The organism is Alphaproteobacteria bacterium (assembly GCA_033762625.1).
GTDB lineage: Bacteria > Pseudomonadota > Alphaproteobacteria > UBA9219 > RGZA01 > RGZA01.
This window is the reverse complement of record JANRLI010000005.1, coordinates 82798-106430: the sequence shown is the minus strand read 5'-3', so window position 1 is coordinate 106430 and position 23633 is coordinate 82798. Positions and strand designations below refer to the sequence as shown.

Here is a 23633-nt window from a genome sequence, read left to right as displayed (position 1 = left end):
ATAGGCTTTTTTAATGATTTGTGCCGCTTAGTGGGGGCATGCAAAAGCCTTTCCCCCAGCAGCACATTATTACGATAGGCGTTGGCGCGCTGCTGCTCTGTGTGCTAGCCGCCTATAGCAATATCTTCCACAACGCGTTCCTGCTCGATGATGAATTTCTTATCCAGAAAAACCGCTACCTGACCAGCTTCGGGTTTTTGCCATTTATATTCACATCATCCTCCACATCCGGCGCGGCGGGGATTGATTCATTCTACCGTCCCTTGCAAACGGTGATTTATCTCATCACCCATCAATTGGCGGGGCTATCCGCACCCGCATTTCATATCCCGAATTTAATTCTGCATCTATTTAACACCTGCCTTGTGGTGGTGTTGGGCTTACGCCTTGGCATGGCGCGCCTGCCCGTATTTATCGCCGCCGCGCTATGGGCATTGCATCCCATGCATACCGAAGCGGTCACCTATATGAGCGCGACTGCCGACACGTTGTATAGCTTCTTTTGCCTGTGCGGACTTGCCATTATTACGCAAGGCATCACGGGGCGCACGATGCTGCTTGCCTGCTGCGCATTTATCCTTGCGCTGCTATCAAAAGAAACAGCGCTGGCTTTTCCATTGCTCGTGTTGGCGTGTATTTACCGCAACGATGTACATCGCCATACCATCGCCCCTTATCTAAAGACATGGCCGTTATGGGTCATTGCGCTCGGTTACGTTATTCTGCGTATGACGATTTTGAAACTAAATGGTCTCGATTTTTATAAGGTACAAAATATCTATACCGAACATTTTTTTGTCCGGTTTTTCACCTTTGCTGCAACCCTGCCCGATTATCTTGCGCTTATTTTCTATCCTGCCAATTTGCATTTTGATCGCGCATTCCCTGTTTATGCAGATGCATCATCCATCAAGGTTATTATCGGAATTGCAATATTCATATTATGCACGTCTATCGTGCTTTATTCCTTCATTCGCAAGAAGACCAGCGCGGCATGGGTTTGCATCACATGGGGCCTTTTGTGGTTTGGTTTTGCGCATCTGCTCCACACCGGATTATTGATTCCGGTAAACGCATTTTTTCTGGAACATTGGATGTATCTGCCAAGCATCGGGCTGTTTCTTGCGCTATGCGAACATGGGGTGCATTCGATAAACCAGCTTAAATCCGACACAGCGCAAACGCTTGGGTTATGTGTCGTCATCATCATCGCTGGCACGTTGGGCATTTTGACCTATCAGCAAAACGCGGTATGGGCGACACCAATTTCGTTTTATTCGAACATTCTAAAAAACGGCGGGGAAAAAGCCCGCGTTCATAACAATATCGCCATGGCTTATGATGATGCAGGTGATACTGCTTCGGCAATCACGCATTACACCCGCGCAATTGAAATTGAAGATAACTATGCGCAAACACGCTATAATCTCGCGCAAGTGCTGCTGAAGATATCGCCCACTAATGCGCCGCAAGCCATGCATCATTTACAGCGCGCAGTAGAAATTAATCCGGACTTCTTTCAGGCTTATAAAGTCATGGGCCAACTCTATCAACGGCAAGGCGATACAGAAAAAGCCAAAGAAAACCAGTTAAAGTTTTTGAATTTAATGAAGAAGTATTTGCAATACTAACTCGTCGTCCGCTTATTATTTGCTGGCCGTGCGCACAATTTCATATGTCGGCCATTCGCCGCGGCTAAGCGATGCAATGGCGCCGAGTGGCTTTCCAAAACGAACACGGTATGACGCATAGGTTGCCAATACTTTTTGCACATAATCGCGGGTTTCTTTCAGCGGCATGCTTTCAATAAACAGCAACGGATCTTTCCCGTGGCGTTCATCATTATACAATTGCTGCACTTTGCCCGGGCCGCAATTATAGCCCGCAATAATCAGCAACAGATTTCCATCAATACCGGACATGCCGGACAAATGCTGAATATACCGATCCCCAATGGCGATATTTGCGGTTGGATTATACAAGCTACCACTGCTGCCCATACTGATACGCTCTGCCGTATCCGGCATAATTTGCATAACACCGCGTGCACCGCTTGGGCTGCGTGCGGTTGGCTCGAAACGGGATTCATTCCAGGCAATCGCCATCACCAATGCAGGGTCCGATGTCAAACCACCCGCAGGCTGCCATGGCAAGGCGGGATAAGATCCGCGCGCAAACTTACGCGGGCGCATCGACAAATTCGGCAACACCGCGGCTTCGCTTAATGCTTCCAGCGCATCTTGCAATTCTGGTTTATCTCCCTCTTTAGAATAAGTAAGGCTTTGCAGCTCACGTAATGCCAATTCTTTTTCGCCAATTTGCAATAAGGCCAGGCCGCGCGCGCCTGCACGTGTTTGGCTTAGTTTTGCAACATGCTGCTTGGTCAGTGTTGGCTCGCGCCATACATCCAATAATGCCTTATCATCGCTCGCCTTACGCGCCGATGCCAGCATGCCGTAATAGCTATGTGGATCAGATGCGGCTTGTTCGTAATAATAGGCCGCTAAGTCGGTTTGCAGGCTTTTTTCAAACGAACGCGCCGCCCAGAATGCGGCCGCGTTTCGGTTCACATCGGGTACGTTTTCTGCTTTCGCGATACTTACGAAATTACGTGATGCTTCGGCATAATCCTGCACAGCAAACGCCGACAGACCTTTTACCCATGCGGGATAATACGCTTCAAACGGTTCGTCTGTGGCGAGATCAAGATCAGCAAGCTTTTTCAAAACCTCTTCAAACTGTCCCGTGCGCCATAAGTTCTCAACGGCGAAGCCGCGCGGTTTTTTCCAGTCCAGGGTTTCCGCCATCATCGGCCTGCCAACCGTTGGCGGGACAATCATCTTGGCTGGTAGCGGCTGCGTCAGCTTGGTATCACCGACGGTGCGCATCGAAAGCGCCTTCTTATAAATATCCTGCGCCTGCGGATAATCGTTGTAGCGATGCAGCCATTCGGCCAATTCACCATATTTCAAATTGGGATTACGCGGATGCAGCAGGAATAATGCTTGTGCAACGCCAATCAATTCACCGTCTTTTATGTCGTGTACAATCGCCTGCGCATCATCAAGGCGACCATCTTTTAACGCTGCAAATAATTTACGGTAATTCTTTTCATCCCTTGCGCTCAACAATTTGGCGATTTCTGGAATCGGCGCGCTGGCTTCAACCGCTTCCTGCTGTTTCATGCCGCGCACCAGATTACGTGTTTTGGTCGATGTACGGGTAGGCACAGTTACGACCGGCGCGACAGCAGCATGGGTTACCGCTACGGGTTCGGGTTTACCCAGAAAATTCTGCGTAAGCGTGCGGATGTGCGAGAGTGTTTCTTGACCAAACGTGCCAAGATTAAAATCGCGTAATGAAATTGTTGGTTCTGCGGCGATACCCGGACTTAGCACTGTGCCCAATAAAATTGGGGTAACTAATATTGCGAGTATGAAGCGCCGGAATATCGGTGTTCCCCGCGCTTGCCGCTTCGATTGTTGAAGCAACATAATGCCTGCGTCTTAAACAACGGATTCATGCGGCGCAAGTAAAATCACAATAATAAATGCACGAAAAAACTATCAAATTTCTACCTGTGCAATATCAATATCTTATCCGGCAAAAGGTTAATTTGCACTGGCGTCAATTGCCTTTTTAAGCAGCAATAAATCGTTCCAAGCAAGGCGTTTTTGTGACGCCTGACGTAATAAATAAGCAGGATGAAACATCGGAAAACAGGGGATGGTGACCGCTTCATTGGTCACGACGTCGGTATAGGTATAGGTGAATTGCTTGCCGCGCATTTTGGTAATGCCGTCTTTGCTTTTTAAAAGACTTTTCACCGCAACGCCGCCAAGCAGAATTAAAAATTTGGGTTTCACAATCGCGATATGCTTTTCGGTAAATGGCAAACATACCGCCACTTCGCTATCGGTTGGGTTGCGGTTTCCGGGCGGGCGCCATGGCACAATATTACTGATATACACATTCGTGCGGTCCAGACCGATGCAGCCGATCATCTTATCCAGCAATTTTCCGGATACACCGACAAATGGCAATCCCTGCCTGTCCTCGTCTTCGCCGGGCGCCTCACCAACCATCATGATACGTGCTTGGGGGTTGCCATCGGCAAACACCAAATTCTTTGATGTTTTTTTAAGTGCGCATCCTTCAAACGCCTGCAATTCCGCGCGCAACTCGTCCAATGTCGTTGCATGTACTTGGCCTGGAACAAAACTCGGAACGAGGGAAACGGGCTTGTGAACAGGCGGCTTATAGGAAGCAATGCGCTCCACTTCAACATATTGCCATGCCAAATTTTCTGAAAAACCCTTTTCTGAAATCCCCTCTGAAATTCCCGTTCCTGAAGATTGCGCAGGCATAACGGATATAGCCGCGCTTGGCAGCGTACGGTCTATGGGTTGTTCCGCTATCGCTTCATCCACGCCCATAGCCAATTGCCATGAAAGCGCAGAATATGGGCTTAGTTCTGGGTTTAACGAATCCGTCATGGTTTCTAGTTTAAATTACCTGCCGGAAAACCCTATAGAAAAAACAGGCTATCTCCCATCTTTATTAACCCCCTTGGTAGGATGATATGACAGGTAATTGGCAGCGCCCCAACGGCAGGACTGACCGCGAGACCATGGAGTATGATGTGTTAATTGTTGGCGCTGGTCCGGCAGGGCTTTCGGCTGCCATTCATCTCAAACAATTGGCCGCAAAAGACAACAAGGAACTCTCCGTTTGCATCATCGAAAAGGGCGCAGAAATCGGCGCGCATTTATTATCTGGCGCGGTGCTTGAACCACGCGCCTTTGAAGAGCTGTTTCCAAACTGGTCTGAACTTGGCGCGCCACTAACCACCAAGGCAAAAAAAGATTCATTTTTATTCCTTACCAAAAATATCGCCATTCCATTGCCCAATCCACCCACCATGCACAACAAAGGCAATTACATTATCAGCCTTGGCGAGCTTGCACGCTGGATGGGTGAGCAGGCTGAAAAGTTAGGCGTTGAAATTTATCCGGGCTTTGCCGGTGCAGAATTGCTGATTGACGAAACAGGATGTGTACGCGGCGTTGCAACGGGTGACCAGGGCATTTCCAAAAAAGGCGAGCGCACCGAAAGCTTCACCGCGGGCGTGGAACTGGTCGCCAAACAGACCATTTTTGCCGAAGGCTGCCGCGGGTCACTTACCAAACAGCTATTTGAACAATTCAATTTGCGTGATGGTGTTGACCCGCAAACCTATGGCATTGGCATCAAGGAAATATGGGAAATAGCACCTGAAAACTTCACACTGGGCAGCATTACACATACGGTTGGCTGGCCAATGGATATGAAAACCTATGGCGGTTCATGGATGTATCATTATGGAAAAAATCTGGTTTCCATCGGCTTTGTTGTCGGGCTCGATTATCAAAATCCATATCTTTCACCCTACGAAGAATTTCAGCGCTTCAAACACCATCCAGCAATTGCCAAAGTTCTAAAAGGCGGCAAACGTATTGCGTATGGTGCACGCGCAATCAACGAGGGCGGCTTTCAATCCATTCCCAAATTGACTTTCCCCGGCGGTTTATTGGTTGGTGATGCAGCTGGCTTTTTGAATGTGCCCAAAATCAAAGGTAATCATACCGCGATGAAATCCGGCATGGTTGCCGCCAAAGCGATTTATGAGCATTTCAACAAAAGCTATGACAGCAATGAAGTGTCGGGCTATACCGCTGCCATTAAGCAAAGCTGGCTGTGGAAAGAACTGGAAGCAGTGCGCAACATCCGCCCGGCATTCCATTTCGGTTTATTTTTTGGAATGCTTTATGCCGCGTTTGATACCTATATTATGAAGGGTAAAGCGCCATGGACCTTCCACAACCGTGCTGACCACTCTGCGCTTAAACCAGCGGCAGGATGCAGCAAAATCAATTATCCCAAGCCCGATGGGGTTCTCAGTTTTGATCGTCTGACATCGGTTTCCCTAACCGGCACCAATCATGCCGAAGACCAGCCCGTGCATTTGCAACTGAAAAATCCTGCACTGGCAATTGATGTAAACCACGCACTTTATGCCAGCCCTGAAACGCGCTATTGCCCGGCGGCAGTTTATGAAATTGTAACCGATGCGAATGATAAACCCCATCTGCAAATCAATGCGCAGAATTGCATTCATTGCAAAACCTGTGATATCAAAGACCCCATGCAAAATATCAACTGGGTTACGCCGGAAGGTGGTGGTGGCCCTAATTACGGTGCAATGTAATGCGTAGCCTACTGATTGTATTTTTGTCGTTGCTGGCGCTGCCGGCAATTGCCGAACCCATTTCTGTTCGCGCCGATATCTGGTGCCCCTATAACTGCGCTGCTGCCGATAAAAAAACCGGATATGGTATTGAAGTCCTAAAAACCATTTTTGAAAGCGCAGGCCACACGGTTGATTATCAAAATCTGAACTGGGCCGAAAGCATCGAACGCACACGCAAAAACGAATTCGTGGCGATTATTGGCGCAGCCAAAAACGATGCACCAGACTTTGTGTTTCCCGCTGAACCAATTGGGCTTTCATCGATTAGCTATGCAACCATGAAGGATAAAAACATCAGCATTTCATCGGTAGCGGATTTGCAGGACATGAAGCTTGGCGTGATTGAAGCCTATAGCTACAACACATCCATCGATAATTACATTGCAAAACACAGCGCCAATTTGAAACGGATTTCGTTTTCTTCCGGTGATGATGCGCTTGATAAAAATATTCAGGATCTGCTGGCATACAAGCTTGATGTCATTTGCGAAGATACGAATGTGCTTTACTACCGTGTGAACAAGGCTGGGATTGCCAAAAAACTGCAAATTAGCCGTGACCCTGATAAGCTCAGCGAAATTTTTGTGGCATTCTCCCCCACTAATCCGAAAGCAAAAGAATATGCCGCGCTAATTGATAAAAGGATTGCCGATTTACGCAGCAGTGGAAAGCTAAAATCAATTTTGCAAAAATACGGTCTTAGTGACTGGAAGTAATTCCATAGACTACGCGCGCAATATTCTGAAAATCGTGGCGCGTTCCCACATCTCTAAATGCGTTTTGTTTTAATATCTCCTGAACGGCGGTGGCCTGCCTATGACCCACTTCAAATGCCAATAAACCGCCGTTTTCAAGCAGGTTTTTGGCAGATGGCGTAATGTTACGGTATGGCTCCAAGCCATCTTCCCCGCCATCGAGGGCCAGCATCGGGTCATAGTCGCGCACTTCTGGCTGCAAATCGGCCAGTTCTGCTTTTGCAATATAGGGCGGGTTGCTCACCACCACATCGAACCTGCCGTTTACGTTATCTGCCCAATGGGTTTCAAGAAAACTGGCGCGTGTTTTCAAACCCAGCTGCACCGCGTTTTGCTGCGCGGCCTCTAATGCGCGCGCGGATTTATCCGTCCCCATGCCTTGCGCATAGGGGTATTCATGCAGCAGCGATAACAGGATGCATCCTGTTCCTGTTCCAATATCCAGAATGCGCAAGCGCGCATGCTTATCAGGAATTTTTTTTAAAACGCATTCCACCAAGGTTTCGGTATCGGGGCGCGGCTCCAGCGTTGCTTCATTCAGACCAAAGGGCAGACCCCAGAATTCGCGAAGCCCATGAATGCGCGCCAAGGGCTCGCGTTTTTCGCGCCGCGCCAGCCAGCCTTTAAATATGGTTTCTTCATCTATATTCAGTTCAACACGCGGGCGTATAATCAGTTCCAGCGCCTCGCATTGCAGGGCATAGGTTAATAGCAAGCGTGCTTCACGTTCGGGGTCTTCAATGCCTGCTTCTTTGAGGCGTTGCGATGCATAAATGAGCGCTTCACCTCTTTTCATATGGGGGCTCACAATGTTGCGAATTCGGCAAGCTTGGTCATCTGGTCATCCGCCATCAAGGCCTCGATGATTTCATCCAGTTCCGTGCCATCCACAATCGCATCAATATTATAGAGCGTGAGGTTGATGCGGTGATCGCTCACACGGCCTTGCGGAAAATTATAGGTACGAATGCGTTCACTGCGGTCACCGCTGCCAACCTGTGTCTTACGGTCTGCCGCACGGGTGCTGGCAAGCTTGCTGCGTTCATTCTCGTAAATGCGACTGCGCAAAATCTTCATCGCCTTGGCGCGGTTTTTAATCTGCGAACGCTCTTCCTGCATCGCCACCACCGTGCCGGTTGGCAAATGCGTGATGCGCACGGCGCTTTCCGTCTTATTAACGTGCTGTCCGCCAGCGCCCGAAGCGCGGTAAACGTCAATCTTCAAATCGCTTTCATTGATATTGATATCAACTTCTTCGGCTTCCGGCAGAACAGCCACGGTTGCAGCAGATGTATGCACGCGGCCCTGACTTTCGGTTTCGGGCACGCGCTGCACGCGGTGCACGCCAGATTCAAACTTCAACCGCGCAAATACATTACGGCCCGTGATGCTGGCACTGGCTTCCTTCAGCCCACCTAAATCACTTTCGGAAATATCCATAACTTCGAATTTCCAGCCTTTAACGGCGGCATATCGCTTATACATATCAAACAGCACAGCTGCGAATAATGCGGCTTCATCGCCGCCCGTACCTGCGCGCACTTCCAGAATAGCGTTCTTTTCATCGGCTTCGTCTTTGGGAAGTAATTGCAGTTGAATGGCGCGTTCAAGTTCAGGAAGTTTTTTCGTCAGCGCAAGCAATTCGCTTTCCGCCATGCTTTTCATATCGGGGTCTTTAAGCAACCCTTCCAGATCTTCTTTTTCCTTAAGCGCGGCTTTCCATTCGGATATCGCTTCAACGACGGGCGTTAAATCGGCATATTCCTTGGAACAGCGCACGAATTCTTTGGACGACAGCTTATCGCCCTGTTCTAGCTTTGCGCCCAGTTCTTCATGCTTGGCTTGAACAGCCAAAAATTTTTCAGCCATTGACATAAAGGAAATCTACTCTGCGGCTGCTTGCAGTTCGGCGGCTTTCTTGGCATCAAGCCCTGCTTGAATTTCAGCAGCTTTCTTTTCAACCAAACCAACCAGATGATCAACGATATCTTCGTCTTTCAACCGGTGCGCAGGCTGGCCAGCAATATAAACCTGATGGGTGTTCTTGCCGCCGCCTGTGAACCCGATATCGGTATAGGTTGCTTCGCCCGGGCCATTGACCACGCAGCCGATTACCGACACGCTCATTGGCGTTGTGATGTGGCTTAAACGCTGTTCAAGCACTTCAACTGTTTTAATCACGTTGAAGTTCTGGCGCGCACAAGACGGGCATGAAATAACCGTCACGCCGCGGCAGCGTAAGTTAAGGCTTTTGAGCATATCAAAACCGACTTTTACTTCTTCTTCCGGCTCAGCTGAAAGGGATACACGCAGCGTATCGCCAATACCTGACCACAGCAGCATGCCAAGACCGATGGATGATTTCACCGTGCCCATGCGCGTACCGCCCGCTTCGGTAATACCGATATGCATCGGGTAATCGCATGCTTCGGCCAGCGCCTGATAGGATGCAACGCCAAGGAATACATCCGATGCTTTTACAGAAATGTTGGTGTTAAAGAAATCATTGTCTTCAAGAATTTTAATGTGGTCGAGCGCACTTTCCACCATCGCATCCGGGCAAGGCTCGCCATATTTTTCAAGCAAATCGCTTTCAAGTGAACCGGCGTTCACGCCAATGCGAATGGCGCAGCCATGATCTTTGGCGGCTTTCACCACTTCCTTCACGCGGTCAGCTGAACCGATATTGCCGGGGTTGATGCGGAGTTCCGCCGCGCCCGCTTCGGCAGCTTCCAATGCACGTTTATAATGAAAGTGAATATCCGCCGAAATCGGGCAGCGCGCTTGCTTTACAACTTCTTTTAACGCTGCTGTCGATTCTTCATCGGGGCATGATACGCGCACCATATCGGCGCCTACATCCACGCAGCGGTTAATCTGCGCAACGGTCGCTTCAACATCTTTGGTCAATGTGTTGGTCATGGTCTGAACCGAAATCGGCGCATCCCCGCCCATTTCCAACGGACCAACTTTAATCTTGCGGCATGCCCTGCGCTGAATTTGGCGCCATGGGCGAACACTATTAATATCGTCGTGTAACATTTATTTTCCTATTTTCTTCGCGTTGATATAGCCCAAAAAAGGGGCAAAAGCTAGCCTTTAAGGGGGCCAATTTATTGCAGATATTTCAACAAACTATCAGGATTTAAAGGAATATTATGCATCGCCTCATCGGGATCGCCCAGCGGTTGCATTTCACGCCCGTCAATCTGCATGTGCAGCGCGCCCGCATTGGTCGTTGCTAAAGTCAGCCCCGCTTTATCAGGCACATAAAACGCTTCGCCTTTGTTAATCACACGTTCGGCAACCATACGTCCTGATGCATCAAAAATCTGCACGGTCGTTTCTTCAACGGCTTTCAACTTGATGCGTGATGGCGGCGCGGCTTTTCCGGGGCCGGTTGGCGTTGCCGGAGCAACCAATCCTTTTTGCAGAAAACCGGAACTTACATGGGTTGTATCCACATCTGCGGTATCCACACTTGCGGGTTCTTCATGCGGCACAGCTTGCACCACTGGTTGGGGAACGGCAGCGGGCTGTTGAACCTGCTGCTGCATTTGCGGTTGAACCTGTTGTGTCTGAACCGGCGGCTGAACAACCTGCTGTTGCACAGCCGGCGGCGGTGCTGCGGCAACGGGTGCAGCAGGTTTGTGTTGTGCGGAAATAGCTGGCGGCTGGGTTGGCGCGGTTACCGATGTGTCACGCGTGAATACATATCCAGCAGCAGACAGTAAAAAGGCGAGTGCAGCGGTGATAACCACCAGCGACGAGCTCGGCAAGGGCTGCTCTGAAACCGCTTCCGGCATGATCATCTGATGCTGTCGTTGCGGCATATATTGCGATACTTCGCGCCGTGTTTCCGCTACCAACGCGTCCACATCCAACCCCAAAGTACCGGCATAGGCGCGCACAAAACCCACCGCATAAGTGCGCGCAGGCAAATCATTGAAACGGCTTTCTTCAATCGCGAGAAGATGTTGCGGTTTGATTTTTACTTCCGCCGCGATATCTTCAATCGCATACCCCGCTGCTTCGCGCGCAGCGCGCAACACTTCGCCAACCTTTTGTTTGGCGGCAACAGGTTGAACCGTGGCGGCTTTTTTTATTTCATCTGTTTTGCTTTGCAAAACTTCGGAAAGCAATTCGGCAGGTTTCTCAGGCGGTGCTTCTTCAACGCTTGGCGCGGTGATTTCGTTGATCTGTCCATCGCCCGCTTTTTGAAGATGGGCAGCATCCACCACCAATCCATCCACTTCTACTTTTGCGGCCAATCCACGCAACTCATCCAAGGCTTCGCTTGCCTTTGCGAGCGCTTCACTCGCTGCCGATACTTCAGCAAAATGTTCTGCTGAATTTTCCTCGTTCTGCTGGCTGGGTGAATTTGTGGATGTCATATCAAATGATAATTGCCTTACCGAAACCTGCTTACTGGAACGCGTCATCGTCTCTTACAAACCGTGGGAAACCCTGAATCACCAAAACGTGCCTAAATTATCACCACATCGCTTTGTTTTAGCAAAGGAAAAGGGCGGCTGTCCATCATTTCGGGAGCGTTTTTTTGGTAAGCTGTAGTTTATGCGCGGCGGAGCAATGCAGCTTCGGCCTCGCCCATCAATTCTGCCAGAATCTGGGCAACGCTTTGCTCTTTATCGACCATGCCGACGCTTTGGCCAGCCATGACAGAGCCTGTATCAACATCGCCATCAACGACAGCGCGGCGTAGAGCGCCTGCCCAAAAATGCTCGATTTCCAATTGGGCAGCTTTTTGGTCCAAATCGCCCTTATCAAACTTGGCAATAACTTCGCGCTGCTTTTCCATGAATGCGCGTGTGCCATCATTGGCAAGCGCGCGAACCGGGATAACCGGGAATCGGGCATCCAGCGCCATGCTTGGCTGTGCATCACGCGCCGCGCCGCGCATAAATGCTTTTTTGAAATTGGGATGAGCCACACATTCGCTCGCGCATACAAACCGTGTACCAAGCTGCACGCCTGCCGCGCCCATTTCCAGAAACGCCAGCATGCCTTCGCCGCGACCAATGCCACCCGCAACAAATACGGGCACTTCGGTAATATGCGGCAGAATTTCTTGGGCTAAAACAAAGGTGCTAACGGGGCCAATATGACCGCCTGCTTCCATGCCTTCAATCACGATGGCATCCGCGCCGCTGCGAATAAGTTTTTTGGCAATCACCAATGCGGGGGCAAAGGCCAAGACTTTAGCGCCGCCATTTTTTGCACGGGTGATCGCAGTTGCCGGTGGCAGTCCGCCCGCCAACACAATATGCGAAACTTTTTCTTCGATACACACATCAATAAGCGCATCCAGTTGCGGATGCATGGTGATGAGGTTGACGCCAAACGGTTTGGATGTCAGCGCGCGGGTTGCTTTTATTTCCGCGCGCAGCAAATCGGTATTCATCGAACCGCACGCAATCACACCGAACGCGCCCGCGTTTGAAAGCGCGGAAACCAGTTTGCGCTCCGAAACCCATGTCATCGCGCCGCCCATAATGGCAAGCTCCGAGCCCAGGAAATCACGGCCACGCTTGGTTAGTTTGGAAAGATAGGGAGTCATACTTTATCCTTTGATTTTTTTGGCTTTTGATTTGGGTGCAGGTTTTGCAAGGTCTTGCGCATGGGCGGCGGTGAGCGGTTCAGTCAATTCCAAATAACGGTTGAATAAAAATTCAACACGTTCGCGTTCATTTTTAAATGGCGCAGCGCGGTATGCTTTATCCACCGCCTTGTCTAACGCATCATGTGCTTTGCGCAATACGGGCGGCATGGTGTTGGGGTCGTACAGATCGGCAAGACTACTTTGCGGGAATTCCTTGCGTGCGTCCAACACGGCTTGTGCCTTGGCTTCTATTTCCGCTCGCTGCTTTTCATTTACATCGGGCCATGGGAAGTTGTTGTAAACGATACTACTGGAATATCGATAGCGGCTTTCCAATCGCCCACAGACTGTGCGTATCCATTCCATATGCATTGCTGATGTTAATACACCAAAATGATAGTTTGTAGCATGCGGAATGACATAAATCTGATTTGAGGCAATTACGTCCTGCTTAAGCAAATCTATTGGAATATAATCTCTGTTCTCAGAAGATAGAGTTGGTATAGCGATGTAATCTGTATTTGGTTGTCTGATTTCAGCAAATACAGAAGGTGTGTTTGCCAGTTTAGCAGTGGTCACTCGTTTGCTTTGTTTTCTCCATTTTCTTACCTGCTCAATTTTTTCGATAAACGGTGGTATAGATTTAATTATTTCTGGGCTGACCTCATTCAACCAAAGGCAGTAACGATGAATGTTGTGCAATAACTCCTTGCCACCAATAAATCTAGGCATAAATTGCTTTGCTGATTGATATTGCTTTACAATAGAATCGTATTCACTTTGATCTAATGTAAAATGCCCATCATCCAACGCAAAGCTACCATAAGATATCTCCGGTACGTTACAAATTGGTTTTGAGCGATTTGTAACAAATATATATGGACTGTCGACAAGATAGGGATTTAAATTATTTACCGTAATTAAATGCGGTTCAGATTTGACCGTTTCATATTCGTAGATTTTCTTGTGCTCTACATCAACACATCCAAACCCAACAATCACGCAATATACGGATGCGATGCGCATGCCTTGCGCACGATCTGCATCAATCGTCCATTTAAAGGTGCGATGGGCGAAATGCAGTTTGATGTGCATATCTTGAACAAGAGGCTGCCACAATAATGCAACCTGTTCACCCTGCGTGATAGAATTGGTTGATACAAACGCAACATGGGCTTTTGTATTTTGTATATACTGGGCGGCTTTGGTAAACCAGCACGTTACATAATCCAAATCAGATGTGCCTTTCGCATCACCATAGACCAAACGCATATCTTCCTGTTGGCCTGCATCACGGTATGCTTTGCCGATAAACGGCGGGTTGCCCAAAATAAAGCTGCATTTTTCGGGTGGCAACACATCGCCCCAATTCGTGCGCAGCGCATTTGCCACATGGATATGCGGGGCTTTTTTCAATGGCAGGCGGGCAAACACTTCGCCAAACATGTCCGACAATTTCATATTCATCTGGTGGTCGGTGAGCCACATGGCGGTTTCGGCGATGCGCGCGGGGAATTCCTCGATCTCGATGCCATAAAACTGGTCAACATCGATCAGCGATATTTTTTTAACATCCAGTTCCAATTGGCGTTCGCCGGTTTTATTGCGCGGATATTTTTCATTAAGTACTTCCAATTCCAATTCGCGCAATTCGCGGTATGCCAGAATAAGAAAGTTTCCACACCCGCAGGCAGGGTCAAAAAATGTAAGGCTCGCCAATTTTTCATGGAATTTCTGCAATCGGCTGGCGCGCTGGGTACCTGTGCTTTGCTTTATGGTTTCAAATTCTGCGCGTAAATCATCCAGAAATAACGGGTGGATGGTTTTTAAAATATTTTTCTCGCTGGTATAATGTGCGCCCTGCGCGCGCTGCGCAGCGGGCAACATCACCGTTTGAAATAACGACCCGAACAATGCAGGCGAAACCTTTGACCACTGGAAATAACAACATTGCAGCAAGGCGGTGCGCATTGCCTGATTAAACGCAGGCGTATCAATGCGTTCGGCAAATAGTTGCCCGTTCACATATGGGAATTCGGCAAGGCTTTCATCCAGATTTTTCTGGCGTTTATCCTTGGCGGTATCCAATACCTGAAACAGTTCCACCAGCTTTGCGCCCAAATCCGCGCCATCGCTTTGCGTACGGTCTTCAATGAAGCGCAAAAAACTGTCTTTATCGAAAATACCCGTATCATCGGCGAACAGGCAAAACATAATGCGTACCAGCAATAATTGCAGGCTGTGCCCCACATATCCGTTTTCTTCTAGCAAGCGGTGCAGATTACCCATCAAATCCGCAGCTTCGATGTTAACGGGGTCTTGGTCGCGGTATTTTAATTGCTGATAACCCGCGATGAATCCAAAATGGCGGATGTTATTTTTTAAATCGGATAAATGGAATGTGTGTTCACTATTTTCTTCAAAATCAACTAATTGAAAATTTTGAAAATCGGATAACAGCAAATAACGCGGCTTTTCATTCGGCTTTAATGCAACAATATAATCCAGCGCCTGTTGTTTTGCGGCATCCAGATTACGTCCGGCGGATTTTTGTTCGACCAGCAATGTGCCGGGCCAAAATAGATCAATAAAACCGGTTTTATCGTTGAGCTGTTTTACTTTTTGCTCATACACGCCCACATTGCGACGGTTCGCGCCAAACACTTCAAAGAAATCATTATAAAAACTGTGCGTTTCGCCTTTCTCATATTTCGCGTCACACCATTCTTCAGAAAACTTGGCGGCGTTGGCGCGAATTTGATTCCAGCTAAGGGTCATGCCTTACGCTGCATCAAGTTGATAGGTGGTATGAAGGGTGCGAAGTGCCAATTCGGTATAGGCTTCTTCAATCAACACGGAAATCTTGATTTCGGATGTTGATACCACCTGAATGTTGATGCCTTTATCGGCCAATGCCTTGAACATCATCTGGCCCACACCGGCATAGGAACGCATGCCCACACCGACAACCGAAATCTTCACAACATCCTTATTGGTTTGCAGTTCTTTATAGGCAATCGTCTGCTTGTTGTTGGTGAGCGCTTCGGTTGCACGTACGATATCGGCGCGTGGAACGGTGAAGGTCACGTCCACGGTTTTGCCGTCATCGGATGCGGCTTGCACAATCATATCGACGTTGATATTGGCTTCGGCCAAAGGTCCAAAGATGCGCGCCAGCATACCGGGCTTGTCTTCCACATTGGTCAGGGTAATGCGTGCTTCGTCACGGCTATGTGCCAAACCGGTGACCATTTGCTTTTCCATCATGGCGTCCTCATCAGTTAAAAATGTTCCGGGCAAATCGCTGCCCACGCTTGTTTCAAAGGTTGAAAGCACCTGAACCGGTACTTTGTAATTCATGGCAAGTTCAACCGAACGTGTTTGCAAAACTTTGGAACCCAACGATGCGAGTTCTAACATTTCTTCATACGCGATGCGGCTGATCTTCTTTGCCTTTTGCACAACGCGCGGATCGCTGGTGTAAATCCCGTTCACATCCGTATAAATATCGCAGCGGTCAGCCTTCAATGCCGCCGCCAATGCTACTGCCGATGTATCGGAGCCACCGCGGCCCAATGTGGTAATACGGTTATTACGTGTCACACCTTGGAAACCCGGAATAACCGGCGTGATGTTTTGCTTGAAGCACTCCTTCATCAACTCCGTGCCGATTTCATCGATACGCGCTTTTTCATGCTTGTCGCTGGAATAAAACGGCAATTGCCAGCCTTGGTAGGAACGCGCCTTCACATCCAGCTGCTGGAGCGCAAGCGCCATCAACCCGCTGGTTACCTGCTCACCCGAAGCCACCACCACGTCATATTCCGATGGATCATAGGAAGGGGTAATGGTGCGCACATATTCAACCAACTGGTTGGTCACGCCCGACATCGCGGAAACGACCACCACAACCTTATGGCCCAGATCAAGTTCCGCCTTTACCTTTTTTGCGGCATTTTGAATGCGCTCGGGATTTGCAACGGAGGTACCACCAAATTTTAAAACAAGTGTAGCCATGATGCGTCAATTATATGGATTGTTTTTAAGAAGCGCAGAACCTATCTTTGACCATTGAAATACGCAAGCGTTTTGGCAAGGTTCAGACCAAATGGCGAAAAGAAAAACCGTTAACACCACCATTAATGATGCTGAAATCAGCCGTTTTTCGGCATTGGCAGGGCAATGGTGGAACCCATCGGGCCCCATGGCGCCATTGCATAAACTGAACCCTGTGCGACTGGATTACATTAAAAGCAAAATCACGGAACATTTCAAAGACCCGAAGCATATAACCATTCTCGATATGGGTTGCGCAGCAGGTTTGGTAAGCGAACCACTCGCGCAATGGGGCGCACCAGAAAAAATCAGTGTTACAGGAATTGATGCGAGCGAGAAACTCATCGCCGCCGCACAGCATCACGCACAGGAAAATAATGTAAATGTTACTTACCGCACATCCGATGTCGATGCGCTGGTTGCTGCCAAAGAAACCTATGATGTGGTGCTGGCGTTGGAAATAATTGAACACGTGGATGAACAAGCGCATTTCGTTAAACAGGCAGCAACGCTGTTAAAGGAAAACGGCTTGATGATTTTCTCAACACTAAATCGCAGTCCAAAGGGATTTTTGCTGGGGATTATCGGCGCGGAATATATTCTTCGCTGGTTGCCGCGTGGCACACATGACTGGCGGCAATTTGTCAAACCATCGGAATTATCCGGCTGGCTTTCCGCTGCGGGCATGAATACGGATGAGATTGTGGGCCTATGCTATAATCCCCTATCCGGCACATTTTCTATCAATGCTGCTGATGTCGATGTGAACTACATCATCACTGCCACGCCAAACCGCGCATAAAAAAAGAGGCCCAAAAGGGCCTCTTTTGAATATTTATCCCTTGCGTATCAAACTGGCGCGCTGCCACCTGGGGTGAATTTGCGCCCGTTTCCATCCGGTACACGTGGTTCGACTGCGGCAAGCTTTGTATCCAATTGCACTGGGGGTGCCTGCTTGGCAGCCACTGCTCTCCTGATCCTTACATCGTTTGCACCTGCTGTTGAAATTGAACGGGCATCTGCAACCTCAGGAGCTACCAATTTTCTGTCCGAAGGTGGCGCTGCACGTAACCGCTGCTCCAACAATTGCAAGTCAAGCGCACGTTGCGCAAGCATGCCTTGCAGGCCACGCTCTCTTGCTTCAAAAACCCATCTGTCGCCTTTTAAAATACTCATGAGCGTACTCCAAGATTATTGATAATATGGAATGCCGCGCTGACGTTTGAATATTCATTGACGCCTTCAACGACAAGATCATCCGACTTGGGCATATGCTTTGCATCGATTGGCTCAAAGATGGAGTAGTATTCTTCCCACTTCTCTTTGACAAATTCTAAAATGATTTTACGACCTTCAGGGGTTGCCTGCTTGGCTTTTTCTTCCAGTCTGTGAAGTATATCTGCAAAATGGAATTCTAACTCGCCAAGCACCGCTTCATCGGTCTGCTTTTGGGTAAATTCTTTTTCCATGCCCTTGCTGATGGCGTGAATGGCCGGCCAGTGGTCACCCACGGGGCCCATTTCATGACCTGCAATCATCAAACCGTTTTTTAGGGTCTGTAACAGTGTTTCGTCATCCATAATACTTCTCTCCTCCGTCGCGCAGGGTCTGGTTTTTCCAAATTCGGGTTATTCCCGATATCCCCTGATAAGAACTCACCATAACACGGTTTATTTGAAAGTATTAGATGATTGTATTTTGAAAATGAAGAAAAATGCAGTTTTTACAGTAATAAACAGGTAACTTTTAAGTCAAGAACATGGTTAATAGTCAATTAATACTAGTAATAATTAAATCTATACTGGCAAATAAAAGTCTTTATTTATAAAATTTGGTAAATACCCAAGTAATAAGATTAGATGTTAACCTTACTACTTGAGTAAAAACCGGAATCTATACTGGCTGATCGAAAATTAATACGTCAGAATCCGACTTCGCCTGTAGATTTATTGCCACAGGACCAAAATCTTCCTGACCCCCCGAAACAGGGGGAAACATCAGCGCAAGTGCATCTCCTTCACTTACCTCATGACCATTAATCGTCAAATTGCCACTTGCCACTTGTATCCACACTTTGCGCCCTGCATTCATATCAAAACGCACGGTTTTATTGGCATCAATCTGCGTTCGGTATAAATCGAGATTCTGGTGAATGGTAATCGCGCCGCGTTTTGCGCCATCATTACGCGCTGCAATCAGGCACAGTTTATTGCGCAGTTCTTCCGGCGTAATCTTCTGCTGCTCATACGAAGGTTTAAGGCCGCGCGTTTCCGGAAACACCCATATTTGCAGCAAGCGCGTGCTTTGCGTTTTCGATGCGTTGAATTCGCTATGCTCAATGCCTGTGCCCGCACTCATGCGTTGCACATCATAAGGAAGAATGCTGGTGCCGTTGCCGATGCTGTCCTTGTGCGCAAGCACGCCGCTCAGCACAACAGTGATAATTTCCATATCGCGGTGACCATGTGTGCCAAAGCCTTGTGCAGGTGCAATCACATCATCATTGATGACGCGCAAATTTCCAAAACCCATATGATTGATGTCATGGTAATTACCGAAGGAAAAACTATGGTAACTTTTCAGCCAATCAATATTGGTAAAGCCGCGTTCATTGGATGCGCGCTTGGCGATCATCAGATTTTGTGGCTCGGGTTTGGTGGCTTTGTGGGTCAACGTGGTCATTGCTTTCTCCTTTTCTTCTTCTTTTCTTCTTCTTTTAGTGAAGTAGTTTTTATTAACGCTTTATCAAGCATCGTTGACGAACTGCTGACAAAACTCCCCGCAAAAGACACATAAGGTAAACATGGCTGCATCGTTCCTCATCTATAACGGCTTTTTGCTATGTTTTGCTGCGTTTTAGTAAAGGGTTCTTAGGCTTTTGCAGCGATAAATAGGGGGTTGTCCAATAACTCCTGTTATTCCCGTGTTCAATACTGTACCGCAAAAACCATCGCCTTTTGCCCGCGCGCTTTTCAGTGCAGCGCTCGCGCTTTGCGTTGTCATTATCTGTTTTGCAACGCCTGCATTTGCACAAATCGCTAGTCCATCACGCATATCGCTCGCGACATTGATGGGTGTTGAACCATCGCTGACCGCCGGCACATTCCTTGGTGTGATTACCGCATCCTTTATCTATCTGTTTTCGACATGGCTTGCCATTCGTGACCGCAGCCAGATTTATCTGATGCTGATGGTGCTGTGCCTGATGCTGCATATGGCGGCTGCCAGCGGTTATATGGACCGTATCAGCAGGGACGAGCTTGCCGTTGTGTTTATCAAGCAAACTGCATTGATTTTATTTTATGTGTGCAGCGCCATATTCACGATGGTCTATCTTGAACTGGATGTAATGCAATCGCCGATCCGTTATCTGCTCTTTGTCAGCATCGCGGTGCTGGCAGGTATGTTTGTGCTCGCGGTTATTGACCTGAACTTTGTTAATCAATGGCTGCCCTTTATTGGCGTCGGCGTTATTTTCATTTATTTGCTCGCGGGGTTGTTTGCCTATCTCCTGCGCATCAGCGGTAGCTTGGCGCACGTTTTGGCGTTTTCGGTGGTGTGCGTTGGTACGCTCAGCACGCTGCCCATCGAATGGTCGGCCTTTGGCATCTCGCGCATCGCCAGCGATTTGAACGCGCTGTCCTATGCCTTATGCTCGATGTTGTTTGCGGTGGTGATTGCAAGCCAATTCGCCAAACGCCAGGAATTAAAGGAACGCGAACTGGCAACCAGTAATGAACGCTTCCGCATGGCAGCCCTTGGTTCAAACGAAGGTCTCTATGACTGGGATTTGACAACGCGTCAGGCTTATTTCTCCGATCGCTTGCGCCGTATTTTTGGTGCGGCCCTGACCAATCAGAAACAAATTCTCAAATTATGGTTCCGCATCATTCACCCTGAAGACCGGAAAATGGTGCGCGAAAAATTCTTTGCATTCATGCATTCGGCAAAGGAAACATCCTTCACGCTCGATTACCGCATCACGCGTAAAGACCGCAACAATATCAAACAGGTTGTGTGGGTTTCAACCACAGGTGTTGCTGTGCGCTCATCCACCGGTAAAGTCTTGCGCCTGGTGGGTTCGGTTGGCGATATTACCGAAAAGAAACGCGCAGAATCCCGCCTGAAAGCCAGCGAAATCCGCTTCCGCAGCATTGCCGAAGCGCATCCGGTTCCGGTGCTTATCGCCACCTTAAATGAAGGTGAGATTGTATATGTAAGCCAGGGAACGGTGAATGCGCTGGGCATGAGCATGGAAAACCTGATTGGCTCTTCCCTCGACAGTTTCTTTACCGATACCGAAGCGCGCCGCGAAATGATGATGGATGTTCAAAGAACCGGCGGCGTAGATTTGCGCGAATTCTTGCTGCAACGCTCTGACCATTCGACGTTCTATGCGGCGGTTTCTGCGCGTTCCATTCATTATGAACGCCGCCCATGCGCCGTGATTGGTATCAATGACATCACCGAGCGTAAATTGGCAGAAATCAAAATCAAAGATCAGGAATCCGCACTGCAACAATCCGAAAAGCTTGCGGCACTTGGCGGCTTGCTTGCGGGCGTTGCGCACGAACTAAACAATCCGCTATCGGTTATTGTCGGCCAAGCCGTACTGCTTAAAGAAAGTGCCAAAGATGAAAAGACCACGGGCCGTGCCGATAAAATCCACAAAGCCGGTGAACGCTGCGCACGCATTATCAAGAGCTTCCTTGCACTTGCCCGCCGTAAGCCGCCTGAACGCAAGGCTGTATCCATCAATGAAGTGATCGAAAGCGCAATTGAATTACTGGCCTTCCAGCTACGTACCGATAATATCGAACTCATCCGTCATCTTGATACAAACCTGCCCAATGTGCTGGCTGACGGCGACCAGATGACACAAGTTATCACCAATTTGGTCATGAACGCCAAACAAGTGCTGCAAGAAAAAGACGGCAAGCGCAGCATAACCATCGATAGCTGGACAGGCCAAGGCGACCAGAATGACGGCATGGTCTATGTTGCAGTGACCGATAATGGAACAGGTATTCCAAGCGACATCATCCACCGCATTTTCGAACCATTCTTTACCACCAAACCTGCGGGTTCAGGCACAGGCGTTGGTCTTTCACTATGCCATAACATCGTCGAAAGTCATGGCGGGCGCATCTGGGTTGAAAATGTCCAAGACACGCCGCAAGAAGGCGAATTCCAGACCGGCGCACGCTTCATGTTCTCGCTGCCCATCAGCAAAAATACAGAAGTTCAGGAAGAAGATCCGCAGGCCAAGGCGCATAACTATAAAGTGCCAAAACAGAAAATCCTGATTGTGGATGACGAGGTGGAACTGGGTCAGACCTTGGCAGATATTCTCGAAGAAAATGGCCATGAACTCATTCTGGTCGATAACGGCCAGAAAGCGCTTGATCTGCTGGATCAGCAAGATGTCGATTTAATCATCAGCGATTTGCGTATGCCGGTGCTGGATGGCCCTGGCCTTTACCGCGCATTAGAAGCGAATAAACCCAAATATCTCTCACGCATCATGTTCGTGACCGGTGACACACTCAGCATTCCTGTTCGGGATTTCTTGAACCATTACGCCCTTGAAGTAATCGAAAAGCCATATTCGGCGCAAGACGTACGTAAAGGCATTCATCATCTCGTTTCGTCGCTGAAAAAAAAACCTAACGCTTCAGGTGCAGGTGAGGATAAGCTGCACCCATGACACAGCGCCTGCTCATAGTTGATGATGAAGTCGATATCTGCGAATTGATTGCAGACGTTGCCGATACACGCGGATTTGAAGCCAAAACCATCAGCGATCCAAGCAAAGTCGAAGAAGCGTTGATGGAATTCAAGCCCAACTGCATCATGCTTGATTTGATGATGCCGGGAACCGACGGCGTAGAACTTTTACGTAATCTTGGCGACCATATTAAAGGCTGCGCGATTGTGCTCATGAGCGGCCATGACGTGCGCGTGTTGAACTCCGCCAAACGCCTTGGCTCGGCACATGGCATCAACGTGATTGGCGTTCTTGAAAAACCCATTGAAATCGCCACGCTGCGCGAAACACTTGATATGCTGGGCAAAGCCGAAACCAAAACGGCTGCCAAAACCACCGATGTATCCGACAGCAAGATGAAGGATGAGGAAGTCGCGGTGTTTTATCAACCCATCGTGGACATCGTCACAGGCCGTGTGCGCGGCATGGAGGCATTGGTGCGCTGGAACCATCCGCAGCATGGTATTTTATCGCCCGACCATTTCCTTGATAAGATGGATACGGCAGAGATGCAGGCAATGACCAATCAGGTCATGAAAATCGCTGTAGATAATCTTGTTGAATTCCATGCCAAAGGATTTCCGGTTGCCATTTCCATCAACATGACCGCCAGCAACCTCATTGATTTGGGCGTGCCCGACCGTCTTGATGAATTATGCAAAGCAAAGCATATCCCCAATGAAAAAATCACCATCGAAGTGACCGAAGGCGAAGCCATGCGCGATGTGCGCAAGATTATGGATGTGCTTACCCGCCTGCGTCTGCGCGGATTTGGTGTGGCGATTGACGATTTCGGAACGGGCTATTCCAGCTTGCGCGAATTACAACGCATGCCGTTCAGCTCGATGAAAATGGACAAATCCTTCGTCATGGACATGGCCGAAAACCGCGATAGCCAGATGATTGCCAATACGATTATCGATTTGGGTCATAATTTGAATTTAAAGGTTGTGGCCGAAGGCATCGAAACCGCGGCCGTGTGGAACATGCTCAAAGACCGCGGCTGCGATCTGGCGCAGGGGTACCTCATCAGCAAACCCATGTCGTTTGACAATTTCCTGGCATGGATTACCGAAAACGCCGGTATCTTTAAAATATAAGTAGCGTTTTTAAGGTTTAAGGGGTAATTGCTAAAGACCAATTCTT

General features: G+C 48.7%; 18 protein-coding genes. 6 read left to right on the top strand and 12 right to left on the bottom strand.

The window, feature by feature from the left end; translation table 11 throughout:
* Positions 1-38: 38 nt before the first annotated feature.
* Complete coding sequence (locus tag SFW65_02685) at positions 39-1631, top strand: tetratricopeptide repeat protein (protein ID MDX1922021.1); 1593 nt, start codon at positions 39-41, stop codon at positions 1629-1631.
* A 15-nt stretch (positions 1632-1646) separates the two neighbouring features.
* Here the strand turns inward: SFW65_02685 and SFW65_02680 are convergent, their stop codons facing one another.
* Both SFW65_02680 and SFW65_02675 read right to left on the bottom strand, forming a co-directional pair.
* Complete coding sequence (locus SFW65_02680; GenBank protein MDX1922020.1) at positions 1647-3494, bottom strand: lytic transglycosylase domain-containing protein; 1848 nt, start codon at positions 3492-3494, stop codon at positions 1647-1649.
* Positions 3495-3611: 117 nt separating this feature from the next.
* Complete coding sequence (locus SFW65_02675; GenBank protein MDX1922019.1) at positions 3612-4496, bottom strand: uracil-DNA glycosylase; 885 nt, start codon at positions 4494-4496, stop codon at positions 3612-3614.
* An 86-nt stretch (positions 4497-4582) separates the two neighbouring features.
* Here SFW65_02675 and SFW65_02670 point away from each other — a divergent pair, with 86 nt between their 5' ends.
* Both SFW65_02670 and SFW65_02665 read left to right on the top strand, forming a co-directional pair.
* Complete coding sequence (locus tag SFW65_02670) at positions 4583-6247, top strand: electron transfer flavoprotein-ubiquinone oxidoreductase (GenBank protein ID MDX1922018.1); 1665 nt, start codon at positions 4583-4585, stop codon at positions 6245-6247.
* A complete protein-coding gene (locus tag SFW65_02665; protein ID MDX1922017.1) occupies positions 6247-7005 on the top strand; it encodes a transporter substrate-binding domain-containing protein in 759 nt (252 codons plus the stop codon). Before SFW65_02670 ends, SFW65_02665 begins: the two co-directional genes overlap by 1 nt.
* Here the strand turns inward: SFW65_02665 and prmC are convergent.
* The 7 genes from prmC to SFW65_02630 all read right to left on the bottom strand — a co-directional run bounded on the left by prmC (position 6989) and on the right by SFW65_02630 (position 16681).
* On the bottom strand, positions 6989-7840 hold the full coding sequence (gene prmC / locus SFW65_02660; GenBank protein ID MDX1922016.1) for a peptide chain release factor N(5)-glutamine methyltransferase: 852 nt from the start codon (positions 7838-7840) through the stop codon (positions 6989-6991). The two genes, SFW65_02665 and prmC, sit on opposite strands and share 17 nt — an antisense overlap.
* A gap of 8 nt (positions 7841-7848) precedes the next feature.
* Positions 7849-8919: a peptide chain release factor 1 gene (prfA, locus tag SFW65_02655; protein ID MDX1922015.1), complete on the bottom strand. Its 1071-nt coding sequence runs from the start codon at positions 8917-8919 to the stop codon at positions 7849-7851.
* Positions 8920-8928: 9 nt separating this feature from the next.
* Positions 8929-10086, bottom strand: coding sequence for a flavodoxin-dependent (E)-4-hydroxy-3-methylbut-2-enyl-diphosphate synthase (ispG, locus tag SFW65_02650; protein ID MDX1922014.1), 1158 nt, complete (start codon positions 10084-10086; stop codon positions 8929-8931).
* Positions 10087-10157: 71 nt separating this feature from the next.
* On the bottom strand, positions 10158-11486 hold the full coding sequence (locus tag SFW65_02645; protein MDX1922013.1) for a helix-turn-helix domain-containing protein: 1329 nt from the start codon (positions 11484-11486) through the stop codon (positions 10158-10160).
* Between the two features lie 131 nt (positions 11487-11617).
* Positions 11618-12622: a nitronate monooxygenase gene (locus SFW65_02640; protein MDX1922012.1), complete on the bottom strand. Its 1005-nt coding sequence runs from the start codon at positions 12620-12622 to the stop codon at positions 11618-11620.
* Between the two features lie 3 nt (positions 12623-12625).
* Positions 12626-15442 (bottom strand): DNA methyltransferase, encoded by a 2817-nt coding sequence (locus SFW65_02635; GenBank protein ID MDX1922011.1) that lies wholly within the window; start codon positions 15440-15442, stop codon positions 12626-12628.
* Positions 15443-15445: 3 nt separating this feature from the next.
* A complete protein-coding gene (locus tag SFW65_02630) occupies positions 15446-16681 on the bottom strand; it encodes an aspartate kinase (protein MDX1922010.1) in 1236 nt (411 codons plus the stop codon).
* Positions 16682-16772: 91 nt separating this feature from the next.
* Between SFW65_02630 and ubiG the strand changes: the two genes are divergently transcribed.
* On the top strand, positions 16773-17522 hold the full coding sequence (gene ubiG, locus SFW65_02625; protein MDX1922009.1) for a bifunctional 2-polyprenyl-6-hydroxyphenol methylase/3-demethylubiquinol 3-O-methyltransferase UbiG: 750 nt from the start codon (positions 16773-16775) through the stop codon (positions 17520-17522).
* A 47-nt stretch (positions 17523-17569) separates the two neighbouring features.
* Here ubiG and SFW65_02620 read toward each other — a convergent pair whose 3' ends face one another.
* The 3 genes from SFW65_02620 to SFW65_02610 all read right to left on the bottom strand — a co-directional run bounded on the left by SFW65_02620 (position 17570) and on the right by SFW65_02610 (position 19402).
* Positions 17570-17896: a hypothetical protein gene (locus SFW65_02620; GenBank protein MDX1922008.1), complete on the bottom strand. Its 327-nt coding sequence runs from the start codon at positions 17894-17896 to the stop codon at positions 17570-17572.
* Complete coding sequence (locus SFW65_02615) at positions 17893-18300, bottom strand: hypothetical protein (protein MDX1922007.1); 408 nt, start codon at positions 18298-18300, stop codon at positions 17893-17895. Before SFW65_02615 ends, SFW65_02620 begins: the two co-directional genes overlap by 4 nt.
* A gap of 313 nt (positions 18301-18613) precedes the next feature.
* Positions 18614-19402: a pirin family protein gene (locus tag SFW65_02610; protein MDX1922006.1), complete on the bottom strand. Its 789-nt coding sequence runs from the start codon at positions 19400-19402 to the stop codon at positions 18614-18616.
* A gap of 241 nt (positions 19403-19643) precedes the next feature.
* On the opposite strand from SFW65_02610, the gene SFW65_02605 reads away from it, so the two are divergent.
* The gene (locus SFW65_02605) at positions 19644-22427 is read left to right on the top strand and encodes an ATP-binding protein (protein MDX1922005.1); all 2784 of its coding nucleotides are present in this window, start codon (positions 19644-19646) and stop codon (positions 22425-22427) included.
* Positions 22424-23587 carry an EAL domain-containing response regulator gene (locus SFW65_02600; GenBank protein MDX1922004.1) on the top strand — a complete coding sequence of 388 codons (1164 nt, stop codon included), beginning with the start codon at positions 22424-22426 and terminating at the stop codon, positions 23585-23587. The genes SFW65_02605 and SFW65_02600 overlap by 4 nt, the downstream gene beginning before the upstream one ends.
* The last annotated feature ends 46 nt before the right edge of the window (positions 23588-23633 follow it).

Coding starts and splice junctions, on each gene's coding strand:
- SFW65_02685 (MDX1922021.1), top strand. CDS start 39: ATGCAAAAGCCTTTCCCCCAGCAGCACATTATTACGATAGGCGTTGGC.
- SFW65_02675 (MDX1922019.1), bottom strand. CDS start 4,496: ATGACGGATTCGTTAAACCCAGAACTAAGCCCATATTCTGCGCTTTCA.
- SFW65_02670 (MDX1922018.1), top strand. CDS start 4,583: ATGACAGGTAATTGGCAGCGCCCCAACGGCAGGACTGACCGCGAGACC.
- prmC (MDX1922016.1), bottom strand. CDS start 7,840: ATGAAAAGAGGTGAAGCGCTCATTTATGCATCGCAACGCCTCAAAGAA.
- SFW65_02645 (MDX1922013.1), bottom strand. CDS start 11,486: ATGACGCGTTCCAGTAAGCAGGTTTCGGTAAGGCAATTATCATTTGAT.
- SFW65_02630 (MDX1922010.1), bottom strand. CDS start 16,681: ATGGCTACACTTGTTTTAAAATTTGGTGGTACCTCCGTTGCAAATCCC.
- SFW65_02680 (MDX1922020.1), bottom strand. CDS start 3,494: ATGTTGCTTCAACAATCGAAGCGGCAAGCGCGGGGAACACCGATATTC.
- SFW65_02620 (MDX1922008.1), bottom strand. CDS start 17,896: ATGAGTATTTTAAAAGGCGACAGATGGGTTTTTGAAGCAAGAGAGCGT.
- prfA (MDX1922015.1), bottom strand. CDS start 8,919: ATGTCAATGGCTGAAAAATTTTTGGCTGTTCAAGCCAAGCATGAAGAA.
- SFW65_02640 (MDX1922012.1), bottom strand. CDS start 12,622: ATGACTCCCTATCTTTCCAAACTAACCAAGCGTGGCCGTGATTTCCTG.
- ubiG (MDX1922009.1), top strand. CDS start 16,773: ATGGCGAAAAGAAAAACCGTTAACACCACCATTAATGATGCTGAAATC.
- SFW65_02615 (MDX1922007.1), bottom strand. CDS start 18,300: ATGGATGACGAAACACTGTTACAGACCCTAAAAAACGGTTTGATGATT.
- SFW65_02635 (MDX1922011.1), bottom strand. CDS start 15,442: ATGACCCTTAGCTGGAATCAAATTCGCGCCAACGCCGCCAAGTTTTCT.
- SFW65_02600 (MDX1922004.1), top strand. CDS start 22,424: ATGACACAGCGCCTGCTCATAGTTGATGATGAAGTCGATATCTGCGAA.
- ispG (MDX1922014.1), bottom strand. CDS start 10,086: ATGTTACACGACGATATTAATAGTGTTCGCCCATGGCGCCAAATTCAG.
- SFW65_02665 (MDX1922017.1), top strand. CDS start 6,247: ATGCGTAGCCTACTGATTGTATTTTTGTCGTTGCTGGCGCTGCCGGCA.
- SFW65_02610 (MDX1922006.1), bottom strand. CDS start 19,402: ATGACCACGTTGACCCACAAAGCCACCAAACCCGAGCCACAAAATCTG.